This is a genomic window from Flavobacterium ginsengiterrae, assembly GCF_039539785.1.
GTDB lineage: Bacteria > Bacteroidota > Bacteroidia > Flavobacteriales > Flavobacteriaceae > Flavobacterium > Flavobacterium ginsengiterrae.
This window is the reverse complement of record NZ_BAABDU010000003.1, coordinates 1,118,383-1,137,212: the sequence shown is the minus strand read 5'-3', so window position 1 is coordinate 1,137,212 and position 18,830 is coordinate 1,118,383. Positions and strand designations below refer to the sequence as shown.

Annotated in this window: 18 protein-coding genes and 1 pseudogene; 12 read left to right on the top strand and 7 right to left on the bottom strand. The window is 33.9% G+C overall.

Annotated elements, in window-relative coordinates; genetic code table 11:
• Positions 1–8: 8 nt before the first annotated feature.
• Positions 9–899: a GLPGLI family protein gene (locus ABD859_RS07840; protein WP_345142538.1), complete on the bottom strand. Its 891-nt coding sequence runs from the start codon at positions 897–899 to the stop codon at positions 9–11.
• 233 nt (positions 900–1,132) lie between these two features.
• Here ABD859_RS07840 and ABD859_RS07835 point away from each other — a divergent pair, with 233 nt between their 5' ends.
• From ABD859_RS07835 to ABD859_RS07820, 4 genes and pseudogenes are all read left to right on the top strand, one after another.
• A complete protein-coding gene (locus tag ABD859_RS07835) occupies positions 1,133–1,948 on the top strand; it encodes a hypothetical protein (RefSeq protein WP_345142535.1) in 816 nt (271 codons plus the stop codon).
• Complete coding sequence (locus ABD859_RS07830; protein WP_345142532.1) at positions 1,948–2,562, top strand: deoxynucleoside kinase; 615 nt, start codon at positions 1,948–1,950, stop codon at positions 2,560–2,562. The genes ABD859_RS07835 and ABD859_RS07830 overlap by 1 nt, the downstream gene beginning before the upstream one ends.
• Before the next feature lie 143 nt (positions 2,563–2,705).
• Positions 2,706–2,879 carry a hypothetical protein gene (locus ABD859_RS07825; RefSeq protein WP_345142529.1) on the top strand — a complete coding sequence of 58 codons (174 nt, stop codon included), beginning with the start codon at positions 2,706–2,708 and terminating at the stop codon, positions 2,877–2,879.
• Between the two features lie 21 nt (positions 2,880–2,900).
• Positions 2,901–3,647 (top strand): annotated as a pseudogene (locus tag ABD859_RS07820) (type VI immunity family protein); the annotation flags it as partial.
• Positions 3,648–3,722: 75 nt separating this feature from the next.
• On the opposite strand, the gene ABD859_RS07815 reads toward ABD859_RS07820, so the two are convergent.
• The 5 genes from ABD859_RS07815 to ABD859_RS07795 all read right to left on the bottom strand — a co-directional run bounded on the left by ABD859_RS07815 (position 3,723) and on the right by ABD859_RS07795 (position 11,399).
• Positions 3,723–6,245 (bottom strand): sodium-translocating pyrophosphatase, encoded by a 2,523-nt coding sequence (locus ABD859_RS07815; protein WP_345142523.1) that lies wholly within the window; start codon positions 6,243–6,245, stop codon positions 3,723–3,725.
• A 113-nt stretch (positions 6,246–6,358) separates the two neighbouring features.
• A complete protein-coding gene (locus ABD859_RS07810; RefSeq protein WP_057121406.1) occupies positions 6,359–6,889 on the bottom strand; it encodes an inorganic diphosphatase in 531 nt (176 codons plus the stop codon).
• Between the two features lie 134 nt (positions 6,890–7,023).
• Entirely contained in the window at positions 7,024–7,623 is a 600-nt protein-coding gene (locus ABD859_RS07805; protein WP_345142519.1) for a DNA-3-methyladenine glycosylase family protein, read from the bottom strand.
• Between the two features lie 227 nt (positions 7,624–7,850).
• Positions 7,851–10,352 carry a DUF5686 and carboxypeptidase-like regulatory domain-containing protein gene (locus tag ABD859_RS07800; protein ID WP_345142516.1) on the bottom strand — a complete coding sequence of 834 codons (2,502 nt, stop codon included), beginning with the start codon at positions 10,350–10,352 and terminating at the stop codon, positions 7,851–7,853.
• 69 nt (positions 10,353–10,421) lie between these two features.
• Positions 10,422–11,399 (bottom strand): pyruvate dehydrogenase complex E1 component subunit beta, encoded by a 978-nt coding sequence (locus tag ABD859_RS07795; protein ID WP_109191633.1) that lies wholly within the window; start codon positions 11,397–11,399, stop codon positions 10,422–10,424.
• Between the two features lie 501 nt (positions 11,400–11,900).
• On the opposite strand from ABD859_RS07795, the gene ABD859_RS07790 reads away from it, so the two are divergent.
• From ABD859_RS07790 to ABD859_RS07775, 4 genes are all read left to right on the top strand, one after another.
• Positions 11,901–12,647, top strand: coding sequence for an electron transfer flavoprotein subunit beta/FixA family protein (locus tag ABD859_RS07790; protein ID WP_345142511.1), 747 nt, complete (start codon positions 11,901–11,903; stop codon positions 12,645–12,647).
• A 72-nt stretch (positions 12,648–12,719) separates the two neighbouring features.
• Positions 12,720–13,688, top strand: a complete 969-nt coding sequence (locus tag ABD859_RS07785) for an electron transfer flavoprotein subunit alpha/FixB family protein (protein WP_345142508.1) — start codon at positions 12,720–12,722, stop codon at positions 13,686–13,688.
• A gap of 164 nt (positions 13,689–13,852) precedes the next feature.
• Entirely contained in the window at positions 13,853–14,476 is a 624-nt protein-coding gene (locus tag ABD859_RS07780; RefSeq protein ID WP_345142505.1) for a bifunctional nuclease domain-containing protein, read from the top strand.
• Between the two features lie 48 nt (positions 14,477–14,524).
• Positions 14,525–15,376, top strand: a complete 852-nt coding sequence (locus ABD859_RS07775; protein ID WP_345142502.1) for a thymidylate synthase — start codon at positions 14,525–14,527, stop codon at positions 15,374–15,376.
• A 43-nt stretch (positions 15,377–15,419) separates the two neighbouring features.
• Here ABD859_RS07775 and ABD859_RS07770 read toward each other — a convergent pair whose 3' ends face one another.
• Positions 15,420–15,716 (bottom strand): isoamylase early set domain-containing protein, encoded by a 297-nt coding sequence (locus ABD859_RS07770; RefSeq protein WP_345142500.1) that lies wholly within the window; start codon positions 15,714–15,716, stop codon positions 15,420–15,422.
• A 239-nt stretch (positions 15,717–15,955) separates the two neighbouring features.
• On the opposite strand from ABD859_RS07770, the gene ABD859_RS07765 reads away from it, so the two are divergent.
• The 4 genes from ABD859_RS07765 to porT all read left to right on the top strand — a co-directional run bounded on the left by ABD859_RS07765 (position 15,956) and on the right by porT (position 18,823).
• Positions 15,956–16,300, top strand: coding sequence for a 2TM domain-containing protein (locus ABD859_RS07765; protein WP_345142497.1), 345 nt, complete (start codon positions 15,956–15,958; stop codon positions 16,298–16,300).
• 12 nt (positions 16,301–16,312) lie between these two features.
• Entirely contained in the window at positions 16,313–16,795 is a 483-nt protein-coding gene (locus tag ABD859_RS07760) for a dihydrofolate reductase (protein ID WP_345142493.1), read from the top strand.
• A gap of 581 nt (positions 16,796–17,376) precedes the next feature.
• Positions 17,377–18,108 carry a bifunctional demethylmenaquinone methyltransferase/2-methoxy-6-polyprenyl-1,4-benzoquinol methylase UbiE gene (gene ubiE / locus ABD859_RS07755; protein WP_345142491.1) on the top strand — a complete coding sequence of 244 codons (732 nt, stop codon included), beginning with the start codon at positions 17,377–17,379 and terminating at the stop codon, positions 18,106–18,108.
• Between the two features lies 1 nt (position 18,109).
• On the top strand, positions 18,110–18,823 hold the full coding sequence (gene porT / locus ABD859_RS07750; protein ID WP_345142488.1) for a type IX secretion/gliding motility protein PorT/SprT: 714 nt from the start codon (positions 18,110–18,112) through the stop codon (positions 18,821–18,823).
• The last annotated feature ends 7 nt before the right edge of the window (positions 18,824–18,830 follow it).

The window sequence follows — 18,830 nt, the reverse complement described above, 5'->3', positions numbered from 1 at the left end:
AGGGAATTTTACCTTCCCATTGGAGGTGGTCCGCCCATTCGGCCGCGGTTCATTTCTCTAAATTCTTCCATTTTTTTAATCACGGTTTCGTCATACTCTTTTTGAGAAACGGTTTTTCCTTTTTTAGAAGGTTTTATTTCTGCTTTCTCTTTTGCATTCAAAACAATTTTAGAGCATAAAATAGTGGTTTTTCCATCATTAACTTCCAGAATTAACCCCGGAAGTCCCCAGTAATTTTCTGGCCCTTGATTTACCGGAATTTCAGGCGTATACCATGCTGTAACCACTATTTCTTTTGGAATTTCGAAATTGTCTTCAAAATTTGTTTTGGTTTCTCCCGAAGTTTTCTTGGCTTCGTCAGCTTTTTTAGCGTCGTTATTTTTAGGTCTGAAGTTTCTAAAATCAGTTTTACTGGCTTGTTTTACCGCTGTTGCTTTAAAGCAGTTATAACCTCCAATTTGTTTGGTTTCCTGTTCCATTTTCCAGTTTAATTTTGGCAGAGAATCTACCACCAGAAATTCTTTTCCCATAAATTCCTTGTCAACTGTATAAGTTTTAGCTTTTACATCTTTATAAAATGTTCCGCCGCCGCCCATAAAAGAGTTCATCATGACTCTCATACCGCCGGTGCCTTGTCCGGGAGTTTCCAGTTTTTCTTCTTCTTTATATATAGAAGCCGTTTTGTCAAAATTTAGTATGAAAGTCTTCTCAAGCATTTGTTTCATTCGTTCTTCCATGTTTTTCTGCATCTCCGGAGTTATATCACGATTTCCTGCTCGCATTCCTTCAAATTTTGGAGCCTGAGTTTTAGATTCATAAACAGCCATTCCCTGAAAATCTTTTTGTGCCTGAACCTGCGTAAAAGCAAGTACTAAAAGTAAATATGATAGTTTTTTCATTTGATATGTTTTTAGCTGATTGTAAAGTTCATTTACAACTTACAATCAAATTTATTATTAATTTTAAAATACTGAAAGTTAAATATATTAATCCCAAAATGCTATCGACAAAACCGGATTTTTGTAAGACTGTTGGAATTTGGAAAGGTTTAAACTAAAAAACAGGCTTTAACGGTCCATTTTAAATATTCTTTAAGGTAGTTTTTGTATTTTGGCTGTTTGAATTATATATTATGAGTAAAACACTGCGTCACATTTTATTACTGCTGTTTACCGCATGTTCTTTCTCGACTTTTTTTGGGCAGAGCCAAAAAATAAATGCTGTTTTAGTTTCTAAATTTAATGTTGATATCGACGATTTTATTGGTTTTGATTCTTTTGGATATGGTTATGATATTAAAAACAATGTTTTTAGAAAGATTAAAGGAAACGAAATCTTTGAATACAAAAATGTTTCTTTGGGAAATATCTCGAAAGTCGATATTCAAAATCCGCTTAAGATTGTACTTTTCTATGAAGATTTCAACAGCGTTGTGCTTCTCGACAATCAGCTGAATAAAATGACTGAGATTAATTTTTCTCAAAATCCAGTTCCCATTGTGGTTAATGCAATTGGAATGTCTACTCAAAACCAGCTTTGGATTTTTAATGCTTTAAACCAACAGATAGGTCTTTTTGATTACTTAAAAAATGAATACAAAACGGTTTCTATTCCGCTAACAGAAGGCATAAAGTATTACCAAACGGACTTTAATACTTTCTATTGGATTGACAAAAAAAACAATTGGTTTTCTTGCGATATTTTTGGAAAAATTTCGAGTTTAGGCAGCGTTTCTGATTTTGATAAAATGGAAATAATCTCTCCTAAAAAATATATTTTCAACGTTGGTAACTCACTGTATTTTAGAGACATTAGCAAAGAAAAAACAAACCCCGCATTTGAAATCGAAATTTTAGAAAAAACGTTCAACAAATACTATTACAAAGACCAAATTTTATCTATTTTTACAGCTAAAGAAATTGTAAATTATAAAATCGTAACACCGTAATGCACATAGCGATAGCAGGAAATATAGGCGCAGGAAAAACTACATTAACCAAATTATTGGCCAAACATTTTAAATGGGAGCCTCATTATGAAGATGTAGTCGATAATCCGTATTTAGACGATTTTTATCACCAAATGGAACGCTGGTCATTTAATTTGCAGATCTATTTCTTAAACAGTCGTTTTCGTCAGGTGCAGCAAATTCGCGAAAGCGGTAAAAAAATCATTCAGGACAGAACGATTTATGAAGATGCGCATATTTTTGCTCCCAATTTGTATGCTATGGGGTTAATGACAAGCCGTGATTTTGCAAATTACACGTCTTTGTTTGAATTAATGGAATCTCTTGTAAAAGCTCCGGATTTATTGATTTATTTAAGAAGTTCAATCCCTAATTTAGTGGGGCAGATTCATAAACGCGGACGTGAATATGAAAACTCTATTTCTATCGATTATTTAAGCCGTTTGAACGAAAGATACGAAGCCTGGATTCAGACTTATACTAAAGGAAAGTTATTGATTATCGACGTCGATAACATTAATTTTGTGGATAATCCGGAAGATTTAGGAGATATTATAAACCGTATTGATGCTGAATTGAACGGATTATTTTAAAAACCAAACTTACTTCGTCTGTTCCGCCCTATCGGGCTCAAGTCACAGATTTACACTAATAAAAAAAGCCTCTAAATAATTTTAGAGGCTTTTTTTGCAAAAGAAGCTTTTTTCTTACTTTTGTAAAATTAAATATTATAAACATGAATGAGTCAATATTTAAATTATTGCAGTCTGACAAGATGAATAAATGGCTCCCTAAAGACAAAGATGCTCATAACAAAGTTGCTCTTGGTTATTATTTTGGGTTCTTTTTCGCCAATGGTTACGAAAAAGAGAAACGAGCAAGAGCAGTTTTAGTCGCTCAAGATTATTGAGATTTATGTGGTAAAGAACTTAAGTGGATGACACATCCCAGAAACTTTAATTGGAGAAAAATACCCAAAGATTATAATTTATCCGATTGGCTGTCTAAATATCCTCAAGATGATTGGGTCTGGCAAATGATTTTTCATGGAGGACGTGTAAAAACGGAAGCCAGCAGCTATATGATTACTGGTTTAGGAAACTCACGCCAAACATTCAGTACTAGTTATCTCTATTTACACGTTCCTCTGGACTGGTTTTTAAATAATCCTTCACAAGATCCTACAACATTATATATTCGATGGGCAGAAATGATGCAGGCCGAACACGGCACTGCGGGTATTGGCTTAATCCCTGCAAAAGATGAAATTATTAAAGGAGAAACAAGCCGTTTTGCCGTTGAGTTCAGCCGGATATTTCCAGGAGCTGAACTATGTGATCCCTTAAGTCAATCAGGAAAAGTATTAAAAGGATTGTTGTCTGTTAACTGGCTCAATAAAATTAATGATCATTATATTAAAGAACTGGGGGGAACAGAAAAAATTAAACACGAATTACAAGGTACAAATGCTAAAATTTATCTCTACGATGGAGGCGCTGTAATTGCTGCAGGACCGCAGGCAGAATTGTGTGAGGAAAATGAGTTAACCATAGTTCCAAAATCGTATCAAGTTGCTGCAAAATTACTTAAACCACTACGAACAACTTACGGATGGGGATTTTGGGGAGCTAATAATGAAAATGTACTTGAATGGCTGGCACGATTTGATACTAAATAAAAATGCCTCTAAAATTTTAGAGGCATTTTCTTTTTTTAAAATACTTTGTCAAAATTTAAAACTTTGACAAAGTTATTATTTTGCCGCTTCCACTTTTGCTAAAACTTCTTCTTCGGTTCCTTCAAAAACTTCTGTTGTGGTTTTACCATTTTCTGTTTTGGTAACCGTTCCGGTTGTTTTTCCGTTTATATTTTTTACTTCAACGCGTACAGATTCACTTTGAGTATGAGAATATTTTCCAGTCGTATCAAAATGAGCTAAACATTTTGCCGTTTCTTCTGCAGAACAGCCTTTTTCTTTACACATTTTAATACATTCTTCTTTTGTCATTCCAGACATATCGCCGCATTTAGATATTCCTGCATGCATTTCTGTTTTCGCACAGCAAGAAGCTTTTCCTGCAATATCTGACGGAGCACCATGTCCTTCACCTAAAATTGGAGCAATTACTAATCCAATTAAACAAGTCAATTTAATTAAAATGTTCATTGAAGGTCCAGAAGTATCTTTAAACGGATCTCCAACTGTATCTCCGGTTACAGCCGCTTTATGCGCATCAGAACCTTTGTACGTCATTTCGCCGTTAATCATTACTCCGGCTTCAAAAGATTTTTTAGCATTGTCCCAGGCACCTCCTGCATTGTTTTGGAAAACTGCCCAAAGAACTCCAGATACTGTAACTCCAGCCATATAACCGCCAAGCATTTCAGCAATCAGCTGGTTATTATCTGAATAAACTAATTTTCCTAACAATACAATCGCAATTGGAAAACCAATAGTTAAAATTCCAGGAAGCATCATTTCGCGTAAAGCGGCTTTAGTAGAAATTTCAACACATTTTCCATATTCAGGTTTTCCGGTTCCTTCCATAATTCCGGCAATTTCTTTAAATTGACGGCGAACTTCGTAAACCATATCCATTGCTGCTTTTCCAACTGAATTCATAGCCAAAGCTGAAAAAACAACCGGAATCATCCCGCCGACAAATAACATCGCTAAAACAGGCGCTTTAAAGATGTTAATTCCGTCAATCCCTGTAAAAGTTACATAAGCTGCAAATAAGGCCAAAGACGTTAAAGCTGCAGATGCAATTGCAAACCCTTTTCCGGTTGCGGCAGTTGTATTTCCTACTGAATCTAAAATATCTGTTCTTGTGCGGACTTCTTTTGGCAGTTCGCTCATTTCGGCAATTCCTCCCGCGTTGTCAGATATTGGCCCGAAAGCGTCAATTGCTAGCTGCATTGCTGTTGTAGCCATCATTGCAGAAGCCGCTAAGGCTACTCCGTAAAATCCTGCTAAAGCATACGAAATCCAGATTGCCACAGCAAACAATAATACGGTTGGGAAAGTAGAAATCATTCCTGTTGCCAATCCAGCAATTACGTTTGTTCCTGCTCCAGTAGATGATTTTTGAACGATGGCCAATACTGGTTTTGTTCCTAATCCTGTATAATATTCTGTTACTGATGAAATTGCACCGCCCACAATTAATCCGACTAATGTAGCATAGAAAACTCTCATAGATGAAATTTGCTGCGATCCTTCACCAAAGAATTCCATATTCATAACTTCAGGAAGCATATGCTGTACTAAAAAGAAACAAGCCACGGCAGTTAATATAATAGAAACCCAGTTTCCTATATTTAATGCTTTTTGTACTTGTGCTTCTCTGGCATTATCATCTGTAATTTTTACTAATAAAGTTCCAATAATAGAAAATAGAATTCCGAAACCGGCAATTGCCATCGGAAGTAAAATTGGACCGATTCCGCCGAAAGCATCATTGATACTTCCGCCCATATCTTTTATTACATAGTTCCCCAGAACCATTGCAGCTAAAACTGTTGCTACATAAGACCCGAATAAATCAGCTCCCATACCTGCAACGTCTCCTACGTTATCTCCAACGTTATCTGCAATTGTTGCCGGATTTCTTGGATCATCTTCCGGGATTCCTGCTTCTACTTTACCTACTAAATCGGCACCAACATCGGCCGCTTTTGTGTAGATTCCACCTCCAACACGTGCAAACAAAGCGATTGATTCTGCACCAAGAGAAAATCCTGCAAGAGTTTCTAAAACAACTGTCATTGTATCAGTATCTTTCCAGACTCCGCCAGAAAATAAATTAAAGAAAATGATAAAGAAAGCAGTTAATCCTAAAACAGCCAAACCTGCAACTCCAAGTCCCATTACGGTTCCGCCGCCAAAAGAAACTTTTAAAGCCTGCGGCAAGCTTGTACGTGCAGCCTGAGTTGTTCTTACGTTTGTTTTAGTTGCTATTTTCATTCCGATATTTCCAGCATAAGCTGAAAATAACGCACCAAAAATAAATGCTACTACGATTAATAAATGGGTTTTTACTCCCGGAATAAAAGTAATTCCTGCCAAAGCTAAACTGGCAATAATTACAAAGATGGTTAATAGTTTGTATTCGGCTTTTAGGAAGGCTAAGGCTCCTTCGTAGATGTAATCTGAAATCTCTTTCATTTTACCGTCTCCAGCGTCTTGTTTTAAAACCCAAGTCCTTTTTATTCCCATGAAAAGTAATCCTAAAACTGCCATAACAATTGGCAGGTAAATCATAAATGCATTCATAATATAGTAATGGTTTTGGTTAATAGTCAACAATCTAACTGAAACGAATTTAAACAAAAAAGCAATACTCCTGACGGCAGTATTGCTTTTTTTATAATAGAATAAGGTTAAAATTATTTAATACTAAATAATCCAGCCGGTTTATTTTCAATATCATCAAAACGTTTTGTACACTCAGCGATAATAGCGTAAGCTTCGTTAACGTCTCCCCATCCTTCTACATCTACTTTTTTGTTTTCAAGGTCTTTGTAAACCTGGAAGAAATGCTCGATTTCTTTTACTAAGTGAGGATTAATATCAGAAAGATCGTTTAATGAATTCCAAATTGGATCTGAAACTGGTACACAAATAATTTTTTCATCTGGTCCTTTGTCATCTGCCATGTGGAAAACACCAATTGGTTTTACTTCCATAACACATCCAGGGAAAGTTGGTTCGTTTACTAAAACCAATACATCAAGAGGGTCACCGTCAAGAGCTAAAGTTTCTGGAATAAATCCATAATCTGCAGGGTACATCATTGAAGAGAATAACATTCTGTCGAAACGCATTCTTTTGATTTCAAAATCGTACTCATATTTATTTCTGCTTCCTCTTGGTATTTCGATTAATACATCGAAAGTCGTTAGTTTGTCTGCGGTCATTTTCGTTTTTTATTATTTCTAAAAATTTCGATTGCAAAAGTAAACTAAAGAATCCCTTTTTACAATAAAAAAAGTACTTTAATCTATGTATTTACATATTAATTACAATACTTTTCTTTTTATATAACAGATAGTTAATATGTAATTTTCCTGTTTCTCTTTGTTAGGTAATGATGCCAGAGCAAATATGTGGCATAAGATCGGTACGGACTCCATTGTTGTGCATGAATTTCCATCTCCAGCTTATCGTGAATATCAAATAATTCTTTTATGGTATTTACAACTGCAATGTCGCCAAGCGGCATCAAATCGGGCTCTTGAAGACAAAACATTAAATAAATATCTATAGTCCAGTTTCCAATTCCTTTTAGTTTAATTAATTCTTCTCGGACTTGTTTTGCAGGTTTTGAAGCTAAACTTTCAATATCTAATTCTTTGCTAAGAACGGCTTCTGCCAAAATTTTAATGTATTTTGTTTTTTGGCGGCTTACACCCAGATTTCTAAATTCTTCATCAGATAAAACGGCCATGTTTTCGGGATTGCACGTTTTATACGCTTTAATTTTTAAGAATGTGGATTTCGCCGAATCTATAGAAACCTGCTGTTCAAGGATTAATAATACCAAGGTTTCAAATCCCTGTGGACGTTTTGGAATTGGCGGAAGTCCATATTTTTCGATTATTTCACGAAATATTGGATTTTTATTGGTTAAAAAATCAATGGCTTCCTGCATGATGATTATTTTTTAATCTATTTCAAAAGTAAATAAATTTTGCAAATTACTCCCAGTCTGTCATTTCGACTGAAAGGAGAAATCTCACTAGAAATTCCGCAACTATAATTGACAATCTTTGTGTTTACTAGTGCGATGTCTCCTTTCAGTCGAAATGACAAAAATTAAAATAAAAAAAGCCGCAAAAGAAAAACCTTTGCGACTTTGTAACTTTGAATCTTTGCAGCTTAAAAATAAAATCCGAATGATCCTTTTACTGCAAATTTATGGGCGTCAGGCATATCAAGATAGTTTCCTCTCCAAGAAAAATCAATTCGGAATACTTTAAAGATATTTCCAATTCCGGCATGATATTCATAATATACTTTTTCTGGTGCATTATATGGTAATCCCGAAGCATTGATAGCGCGGTTGGCATCAGAAATTGTTCCATGAACGGCTCTTACACCAACAAATTCACGCCAATTGAGCTTTCTCATAAAAGGAACTCTGGCAAATAATCTTCCTCCAAAGTCATGATTCCACTGCAAGGTTGTATATTGATCTGTAACGAATTCGTAGAAATTCAAGTTACTGAATGTATTTTCGATTGTAAAATAGGTCTGGTTACCCGGAATTACACTCATCAATCCTAACGGAATTGTACCGAATGTTTTTCCTGTCTCCAAAATGATATTAGATCTTCCTAAAGGTCCAATAATAATAGGCTGTTTATAGAAAACCTGTATTTTTTCGTAAGCAAAATCACTGTCTAAAACTCCTTTAAGTCCATAACTAAAGTTTACAAAGAAATGGCTGAACGGACTGTCTACTAAATCTCTTTCAACTCCGTAACCAATAGTTTTACGGTTTGGCATATATTCAAACTGAATATTGGCTTCAGATTGTTTTACATCACTTTTTACAACTCCCGTTGGGTTTGCTGTACTTGGAAGCGTTGTGTAATAATCTAAACTAAAAGTTGGCGACGCTGACTCTAATGTTCGATATGAAAATCCAGCCTGAACAACAAAATTCTTTTTCGGTTCCATTTCTATCGAAATGTTGCTCAAGTTAATGTTAGTCAGTTTTCCGTTGCTTCCGGTTGTAAACAAGGCAGAAGACGCAAAACTTCGGCCTAAAATATCATTTGTCGTAGTTAAACTCGCTCCAATCTGCTCGATATCGCGCCTGTTTCCTCCGGAAATAATAACTCGTTTTTTCTTATCGACCATCCATTTTCCGGAAACACCATATTTGAATTTGCTGTCGTCAAATCCATAAGCTGTGTAAGCTTGAATACGCCACGGATCATTTGGTCCAAAATAAGTTCTTCCTCCAACTCTTAATCTTAATCCCTCAACTTCATTATATCCAAACGTAGAGAAAATGGGGCCATAATCAAAGTTTTTAAATTCAATATAACCACTTCCTAAAATCGAGACGAGATTATAGAGCTGCTTAAATCGCTTGACGGTCTGCAGTGTATCGAGCATTTTATAAATACCCGCTTCATCTTTATTTAATTTCTCAAAACGATTTTCTTCCCAAAATTCCGGCGGTCGATCGTAGACTGCATTGTCTATAAAATTGACTTCTTCTTTATAGAATTTTTCGGGTTTTTGAATGTTGAATTTATGACCTCTGAATAAAGTCGTTCGTTTTCCATAAACACCTTTTGATTTTTCTTTTTTGTTTAAAGCAAAATCAGACATCATGTAATCACGTGTTAAAAGGAAAACAGAATCGTTTTCTACTTCAAACTCCTGCTCTATGTAAATATCTTTCACCCAGTTAATATTGGCACTTTTAGTAACACCCATATTAATTTTTTTGATGGCAAAAGTGGTGTCATTAACCCAAAAATCTCCTTTAAAGGTTAATTCATTTTTACGTCTTGGATAGAAAACAATATTAAAACACCATTTTTTATCAATATAAGCACTGTCTTTTAAAACATAATTATATACATCGATTCCGGTTCTTGAAAGCGGGCTTGTAAAACTTTTATCAAAAAATTTAAGGTGATTATCATAGATATTGTAATCTGAATAAAGATCTTTTACGAAAGCTAAAATCTGCTGATTTCCGTTAAAACCAGACATTTTATTTCCGACAAGATTTTCTTTTACCTTCTTTAATTTGTTATCGCCGTAAACATCATAAACCGATTCGTTGATGAAAATTGGCAGATAGGTTTTTCCGGTAACATCTGAAGTATCAACATGATTAAATACAAATTCCATACCTTTAAAAAGCTTGTTTTTCATGAAAGCACTATCAATAGTATTCATGTCAAATTCTACTTTTTCGTATTTCTGCATCTGATATTGATTAAACTGGTAAAGTCCGTTTTTACGTTTTCTTTCCCATATTTTTCTCAAAATATCAATTGCCGGATTGTTCTTTTTAGATGTCTTTCCGGTAAAAATTACCACTTCACTAAGTGCTTCAGGTTCACTTAAAACAATTTTGAAGTTATAATTTACAGCTTTATCCAAAGGAACTTCTTTATCTGAAAATCCTGCAGATGAAACTAATAAAGCGGTATACGTATTTGGTGATTCTAAATAAAAACGTCCGTCTTCATTTGAAACGATTCCGGTATTAGAACCTTTAAAAACAACATTTGCAAAAGGTATTGGCTGATTTGATTTGTCCAAAACAACTCCACTCACCTTAGTTTGTGCAGTAACAACATTTGCAAAAGCAAATACGATAAATAAGAGAAGCAGCGTTAATTTGTTCATTATCATGTAAAAAAAAACTTCACCAATCCATGTTGTCTGATGAAGTTTTATGAGTATTTTTTATATGTATTACTTGTATAATACTTTCTTTACTGCTTTTACTACATCACCAGCATTTGGCAACCAGTCTTTAAGCAATACCGGAGAGTATGGTGCAGGAGTATCTGCAGTTGTAATACGTTGAATTGGCGCATCAAGGAAATCGAAAGCCTGCTCCTGAACGATATAAGAAATCTCAGAAGAAAGGCTGGCAACCGGCCAAGCTTCTTCAAGAATTACTAAACGATTTGTTTTTTTAACAGATTTAAGAATTGCATCTTTATCCATAGGACGAACTGTTCTTAAGTCGATAATTTCACAAGAAATTCCTTCTTTAGCTAATTCATCAGCAGCGATAAAAGCTTCTTTAATGATTTTTCCAAAAGAAACGATAGTTACATCTGTTCCTTCACGTTTAACATCAGCAACACCAATTGGAATTGTGTATTCTCCGTCTGGCACTTCACCTTTGTCTCCGTACATTTGCTCAGATTCCATGAAAATAACTGGATCATTATCACGAATAGCTGATTTTAAAAGCCCTTTTGCATCGTAAGGAGTTGAAGGAACAATAACTTTAAGTCCCGGTGTGTTAGCAAACCAGTTTTCTAAAGCTTGTGAGTGAGTAGCTCCTAATTGACCAGCAGAAGCTGTTGGTCCGCGGAAAACGATAGGCACATTAAATTGTCCCCCTGTCATTTGACGCATTTTAGCAGCGTTATTTATAATTTGATCAATACCAACTAAACAGAAGTTGAATGTCATATATTCTACAATTGGGCGGTTTCCGTTCATTGCAGAACCTACTGCAATTCCTGAAAAACCAAGCTCAGCAATTGGAGTATCGATTACTCTTTTTTCACCAAACTCAGCAAGCATTCCTTTTGAAGCTTTGTAAGCTCCGTTGTATTCTGCAACCTCTTCTCCCATTAAATATATGGATTCATCGCGACGCATTTCTTCGCTCATCGCTTCGCAAATGGCCTCTCTAAATTGTATTGTTCTCATATTTTTTATTGTATGTTGAATTTTCTGAAGAGCAAAAATAAATATTTTAAATAACTTAAATGCATAAATTGAATTTAAAATCGCATGAACTTCTTTCAGTATTGAGCATTTAACTTTTTTAACTTAATTGTGATATTTACGAAATCGATATAATAGCGTATAATTCACACTTAATCTGCTAAAATATTTTTTAGACAAACTTTTATCTATTTGTTGAATTCTTGTTTCTCCAAAATTCATTCATCAAAACGAAAAAAATCAAAAATTAGTATTTATCAGACAAAAATTAATTTACCGCGAGATAGTCAATCATTGCAAATTTCCTAACAATCAGATAAAATGACTGTTTTTTTTAGTTTTAGATTCCGATAAAAATCACTCAAAACTGCATAATCAGCGAAATCGTAATAGTTTTAAAAAATATTATGCATGCATAGTATAATTATTCCAAATTAAATTCTAAATTTGTAAAAGCATATTATAAATTCAAAATATATACTTATGAAAATACTAGTTTGCATCAGCCATGTGCCTGATACTACTTCAAAAATTAACTTCACCAATGGTGACTCAGAATTTGACACTAATGGCGTACAATATGTAATTAACCCTAACGACGAATTTGGTCTTACACGTGCTATCTGGTTCCAAGAACAACAAGGAGCAAATGTAACAGTTGTAAACGTTGGAGGTCCTGATACTGAACCAACATTGCGTAAAGCTTTGGCAATTGGTGCAAACGAAGCAATTCGTGTAAACGCAAACCCAACTGATGGTTTTTTTGTTGCTAAACAATTAGCAGAAGTAATTAAAAATGGTGGTTACGACTTGGTAATTGCAGGAAAAGAATCTTTAGATTATAACGGCGGAATGGTTCCTGGAATGATTGCCGGAATTTTAGGTTCTAATTTTTTAAACTCTTGTACAGCTTTAACTGTTGACGGAAATAACGTAAAAGCAGTTCGTGAAATCGACGGAGGAAAAGAAACTGTAAGTACTACGCTTCCATTAATTATTGGAGGTCAAAAAGGTCTTGTTGAAGAAAAAGATTTACGCATCCCAAACATGAGAGGAATCATGACAGCGAGAACTAAAGCTCTTACTATTCTTGAGCCAGTTGATGCTCCTGTTAATACAAAAGCGGTTAAATTTGAAAAACCAGCTCCAAAATCAGCTGTAAAATTAATCTCTCCAGACAACTTAGACGAGTTAATCAACTTATTACACAACGAAGCGAAAGTAATCTAGTATTCAGTAATCAGTTTTTAGTATTCAGTCTTCAAAAAATCTGAAATCTAAAATCTAAAATCTAAAATTATTATGTCATTATTAATATACGCAGAATCTGCAGAAGGAAAATTTAAAAAAGTTGCTTTCGAATTAGCTTCTTACGCTAAAAAAGTAGCTGAATCATTAGGAACAACCGTAACAGCTGTAACAGTAAACATCAGTGATGTAAGCGAGTTAGCAAAATACGGTGTTGACAAAGTATTAAAAGTAACCAACGATAAACTAGCTGGTTTTAACGCAAAAGCTTACGCTGATGTTATTAAACAAGCTGCTCAAAAAGAAGGTGCAAAAGTAATTCTACTTTCTTCTACAACAGACAGTATTTATCTTTCTCCGCTTGTAGCAGTGGCGTTAGAAGCTGGTTTCGCTTCAAATGTAGTTGGATTGCCAGTTAGCACTTCTCCATTTCAGGTAAAAAGAAATGCTTTTTCTAACAAAGCTTTCAACATTACAGAAATAAATACAGATGTAAAAGTATTGGCACTTGCTAAAAACTCTTACGGAATTTTTGAAAGCAATGGCGCTGCTGCTGCTGAAGATTTTAATCCATCAATTGGAGACAATGACTTTGGAGTAAAAGTAGACTCTGTAGAAAAAGTTACAGGAAAAGTTTCTATCGCTGATGCCGATATCGTGGTTTCTGGCGGACGAGGATTAAAAGGTCCAGAAAACTGGGGATTAATCGAAAATTTAGCTTCAGTTTTAGGCGCTGCAACGGCATGTTCAAAACCGGTTTCAGATTTAGGATGGAGACCTCACAGTGAGCACGTTGGACAAACAGGAAAACCAGTAGCAACGAACTTATACATTGCTGTAGGTATTTCTGGAGCTATCCAGCATATTGCGGGTATTAACTCATCAAAAGTAAAAGTGGTTATCAATAACGATCCTGAAGCGCCTTTCTTTAAAGTTGCTGATTATGGTATTGTAGGAGATGCATTTACAATTGTTCCAGAATTAACAGAGAAATTAAAAGCTTTTAAAGCTCAGCATTCTTAATTCAAGAATTCTCTTAAAAAATATAGCTGCCTAAAAACAAGATGTTGTATCTTTGTTTATAGGCAGCTTTTTTGTTCCATATTTTTTGATTAAAATTGCACTTTTATTTTCCAATCAAAAAAAGTATCAAAATGAGGCACTAAGTGCCTTTTTTACAATTATATATGAGTCTAGTAAAACTATCCATAAAAGGAATTTCATACAGTCAAACTCAAAATGGCGCTTATGCCTTAATTTTGAATGAAGTTGACGGCGAAAGAAAATTACCAATCGTTATTGGTGCTTTTGAAGCCCAGTCAATTGCTATTGCTTTAGAAAAAGAAATAAAACCACCTCGCCCGTTAACACACGATTTATTTAAAAATTTCGCCGAAAGATTTGATATCGTGGTAAAACAAGTTATTATTCACAAATTGGTTGACGGTGTTTTTTACTCAAGCTTAATCTGCGAAAGAGATAAAATAGAAGAAATTATCGACGCAAGAACGTCTGATGCCATAGCATTAGCATTACGTTTCAACGCACCTATTTTTACATACAAAAACATTCTTGATAAAGCCGGAATTTACTTAAAATCAAATACAGCAGATTCTGATCAGGGTTCTCAGGAAATTGATGATGTACTTTCAAATCCGGAAACTTTTGGACACGAAGAAGAAAGTAATCAATCCGGTGAAGTCTATGCTAAGCACAGTCTTCAGGAACTAAATGAACTTTTAGATCAGGCTGTTTCTCAGGAAGATTATGAAAAAGCTGCAAAAATAAGAGACGAAATTTCTAGAAGATAAAATCTTAATTGAAGATTTTAGATTTCAGATTAATATTAGATTTACAAAATGAAACAATACTTAGATTTAGTAAAACACGTTTTAGAAAACGGTAATCAAAAAGGTGACCGAACAGGAACTGGAACAAAAAGTGTTTTTGGCTACCAGATGCGTTTTGATTTAAGTGAAGGTTTCCCAATGGTTACAACTAAAAAACTCCATTTAAAATCAATCATTTACGAATTGCTTTGGTTTTTAAAGGGAGACACCAATATTAAATATCTTAAAGAAAACGGCGTAAAAATCTGGGATGAATGGGCTGACTCTAATGGTGATTTAGGTCCTGTTTACGGACACCAATGGCGCAATTGGAACAGCGAAGAAATTGATCAGATTTCTGAATTAATTACTGAATTAAAAACAAATCCAAACAGCCGTAGAATGCTTGTATCGGCTTGGAATCCATCAGTTTTACCAGATACAAAAAAATCATTTGAAGAAAATGTTGCCAACAACAAAGCAGCATTGCCTCCATGCCATGCCTTTTTTCAGTTTTACGTAGCAAGTCCAGATCCTGAAAAAGGTGAAACAAAAGGAAAACTTTCCTGCCAGTTATATCAGCGAAGCGCCGATATATTTTTGGGAGTTCCATTTAATATTGCTTCATATGCATTATTCACCATGATGATTGCGCAAGTGTGCGATTTAGAACCAGGTGAATTTATTCACACTTTTGGAGACGCACATATTTACAATAATCATTTTGAACAACTAGAACTGCAACTAACACGTGAGCCAAAACCATTACCAAAAATGATTTTAAATCCTGAGATTAAAAACATTTTTGATTTTGATTATGACGATTTCACACTTGTCGATTACGATCCGCATCCTGCCATAAAAGGAAGTGTTGCTATATAAATAAAAATAAAAAATCCGCTTGAATTATTCAAAGCGGATTTTTTTATACAACTACTACTCCGTTTTCACTTCCGGCAAAATCATTCCATTTGTAAAAGTCAGCTTCAGGATCGTTTACATAATTTCCGTCGATCAGATATTTAAATTCGTAAATAGCATCTTTAACCAAATCATAAGTTGCCTTAAAAGTTCCGTTTTTTAGCTTACTTAATGCTCCTTCAGATGCATCCCAGTTATTAAAATCGCCAACGACTGCTGCCGAATCAGCATCTTTAGCATCAATAGAAAATGTAACTTTAACAACTGGTTTCGTTTTGATAAATTGTTTTTTCAAAGACATAACTATTTAGTTTTTAGATTTATATGCCCTAAATTAAGTAAATTCCGTCAAATAGTCGTCACGCTTACGGCCGATTTGCGATAATACCAAAAACAGCATACTTTTTTAATTGCATTCATAATTTAGAACACTTAAAATTTTGTATTTCAAATTGATAAGCCGTTTTATAGCAAATATTCTACACGCAAAATATTGTCTTTCAAAAATAAATTTTAACTTTATAATCTCATTTTTATCTTATGGAAAAAGAAGCGCACGAACAATATGAGTATGCCCGAAGACGATTAAGACAAAAAAAGGTCTTATATTTTCATTTTGTTCTTTTCCTCTTAGGAAGTTTATTTTTATTTGTTGCTAATAAGTTTTTCGGTTTTGGCGAAGGAACAAATCAAAATTGGTGTATCTGGATTGTTACCGCCTGGCTTTTTATCTTCATATTACACTTCATAAAAGTCTACATAACAGATCGTTTTATGAATAAAAAATGGGAAAGAGAACAAATTGACAGACTTGTTGGTTTACAGCAAAAAAGAATTAGTCAATTAGAATCAAAGATAAACGACGATACTGAGAATAAAATTTAGTTACAGCATACCATGATTATAATGATAGCGGCTGTTGCCGAAAACAATGCTCTTGGAAAAAACAATGAGTTAGTATGGCATTTGCCAAACGATTTTAAAAGATTTAAGTCGCTTACGACTAATCATCATATTATTATGGGAAGAAAAACTTTTGAAAGCTTCCCAAAACCCTTACCAAACAGAACACATGTTATTATAACACGCCAGACTGATTATAATCCTGAAGGCTGTATTGTGGTTGACAGCATGGAAAAAGCTCTCGCTGCCTGCCCGGAAAATGAAGACTCTTATATTATTGGCGGTGGTGAAATTTACAATTTGGGTATGCCTTATGCTGACATAATTGAAATTACCAAAGTGCACCACACTTTTGATGCTGATGCTTTTTTTCCTAAAATCAGCAAAAACGAATGGCAGTTAGTAGAATCTGAAGAAAATTTTAAAGATGAAAAACATCTTTATGATTATACTTATGAAACTTACATTAGAAAATAAATAAAAAAACATCCTCTTTTGGAGGATGTTTTTTAAAAAACGATTGATTTTAGCCTTGACTTGCTCAAGAAAATAGTTTTTGTAAAATCACAAATGTCAAAGTAACATTTGAATAACTGAATAACATTTAATGTTAATTGAGATAAATCTCAAAAACGTCTTTAATAACAAATACCACTAAGATATTAAAGACAAGAAAATTAAAATTTCCAAAAACAAATTTAATCCTAAGAACGTACTTCGCACTTTTAAAAATAGTATTCCCCCAAGAACAACACTTTTAAAAACTACTCACTTGAACAACTGGTTACCAGTGCAAAAAAAATAACCTGTTGATTAAGTCAAATGAATCTGTCAATCATTTAAAACTTTTAATCATTTTTACTTCAACAAAGTTGTGCATAAAATCAGTGCGGCACAATACCCACTTTTGGTGATTTTTTAAAAATACCCACTTTTGGTGATGCCATGAAAAATTTAAAAAAGTCGATTTATAGTGTTGTTTTAAAACATTTAATTGACATTTTAAAAAACTCAATTACAGTTAAACTAGATTGTTTATATTTGCGTAAATTATAATAATGTCTGAAAAAATAACTCCATATAAAGATTCTTCTTTAGGTAAAAAAGAGCAGGTTGCTCAAATGTTTGATAACATTTCCGGGAACTACGATAACCTGAATCGCGTAATTTCATTTGGTATTGATACTAAATGGAGAAAAAAAGTATTGAAATTAGTTTCTAACACTAAACCAAAGGTAATTCTTGATATTGCTACAGGAACTGGCGACTTGGCCATTTTAATGGCGCAGACCAGAGCAGAAAAAATTATTGGTCTTGATATTTCTGCAGGAATGCTTGAAGTAGGAAAAAAGAAAGTGGAAGAAAAGAAACTTTCTCATGTAATAGATTTAGTTTTAGGAGATTCTGAAAACATTCCTTTTGAAGACAATTACTTTGATGCTATTACAGTAGGTTTTGGCGTGCGTAATTTTGAAAATCTTGAAAAAGGTTTTGCCGAAATTCTAAGAGTTTTAAAACCAAATGGAATCTTCGTTATTCTGGAAACCTCTGTACCTGATAAAACACCATATAAACAAGGATATAAATTTTACAGCAAAAATATACTGCCCCTTATTGGAAAATTGTTTTCAAAAGACAATTCAGCTTATGGATATTTGTCTGAATCTGCAGCTGCTTTTCCTTACGGCGAAGCCTTAAACAATATTTTAAGAAAAACTGGGTTTATAGATGTTGTAGCAATGCCGCAAACTTTTGGTGTAGCAACCATTTATTCAGCATCTAAAAAATAGTATGAGAAAAATTGTAATCGTCATTTTATTGGTCTTAACGACAAAAGGATATTCTCAATTTGCTAAAAGCATGTTTAGCAAAGACCCTATTATTAACCTTGAAAACTGGCAGAAACAACGCCTTTATTTTGGTTATTACTTAGGTTTTAACAGTTTCGACTTTAAATTCGATTACAAAAATCCTGTACAGGAAGATATTCAGGTAAAAAAAACTACCGGATTTAATGTTGGTGTTGTAGCCGATTTAAGACTTCAGGAATATATAAATCTGCGTTTTGAACCAGGTTTATACTACACAAAACGTGATTTATATTATCCTAATTTTACTCAGGAAAAAGACTATTTGCGCGAGGTAAACAGTACTTATATTCATTTCCCGTTATTATTAAAATTTTCAGCTTTAAGAACCGGAAACATTCGTCCGTATTTAGTTGGAGGTATGTCAACTACTTTAAATTTATCAAGTAATTCTAAATCTTCAGATGACAACTTTGAAGGAAAATTTAGAGCAAAACAATGGACTGCTGCTTACGAAGTTGGTTTTGGAATTGATTTCTTTACAGAATATTTTATCTTCTCACCTTCAATACGAGGAATGTTTGGTATTACCGATGAATTAATTCGCGATAAACCTATAAACGGACCAAGCCCGTGGACAGACAATATTGATTCGATGAAATCAAGAGCAATTTTAATAAATTTCACATTTCATTAAAACAAAA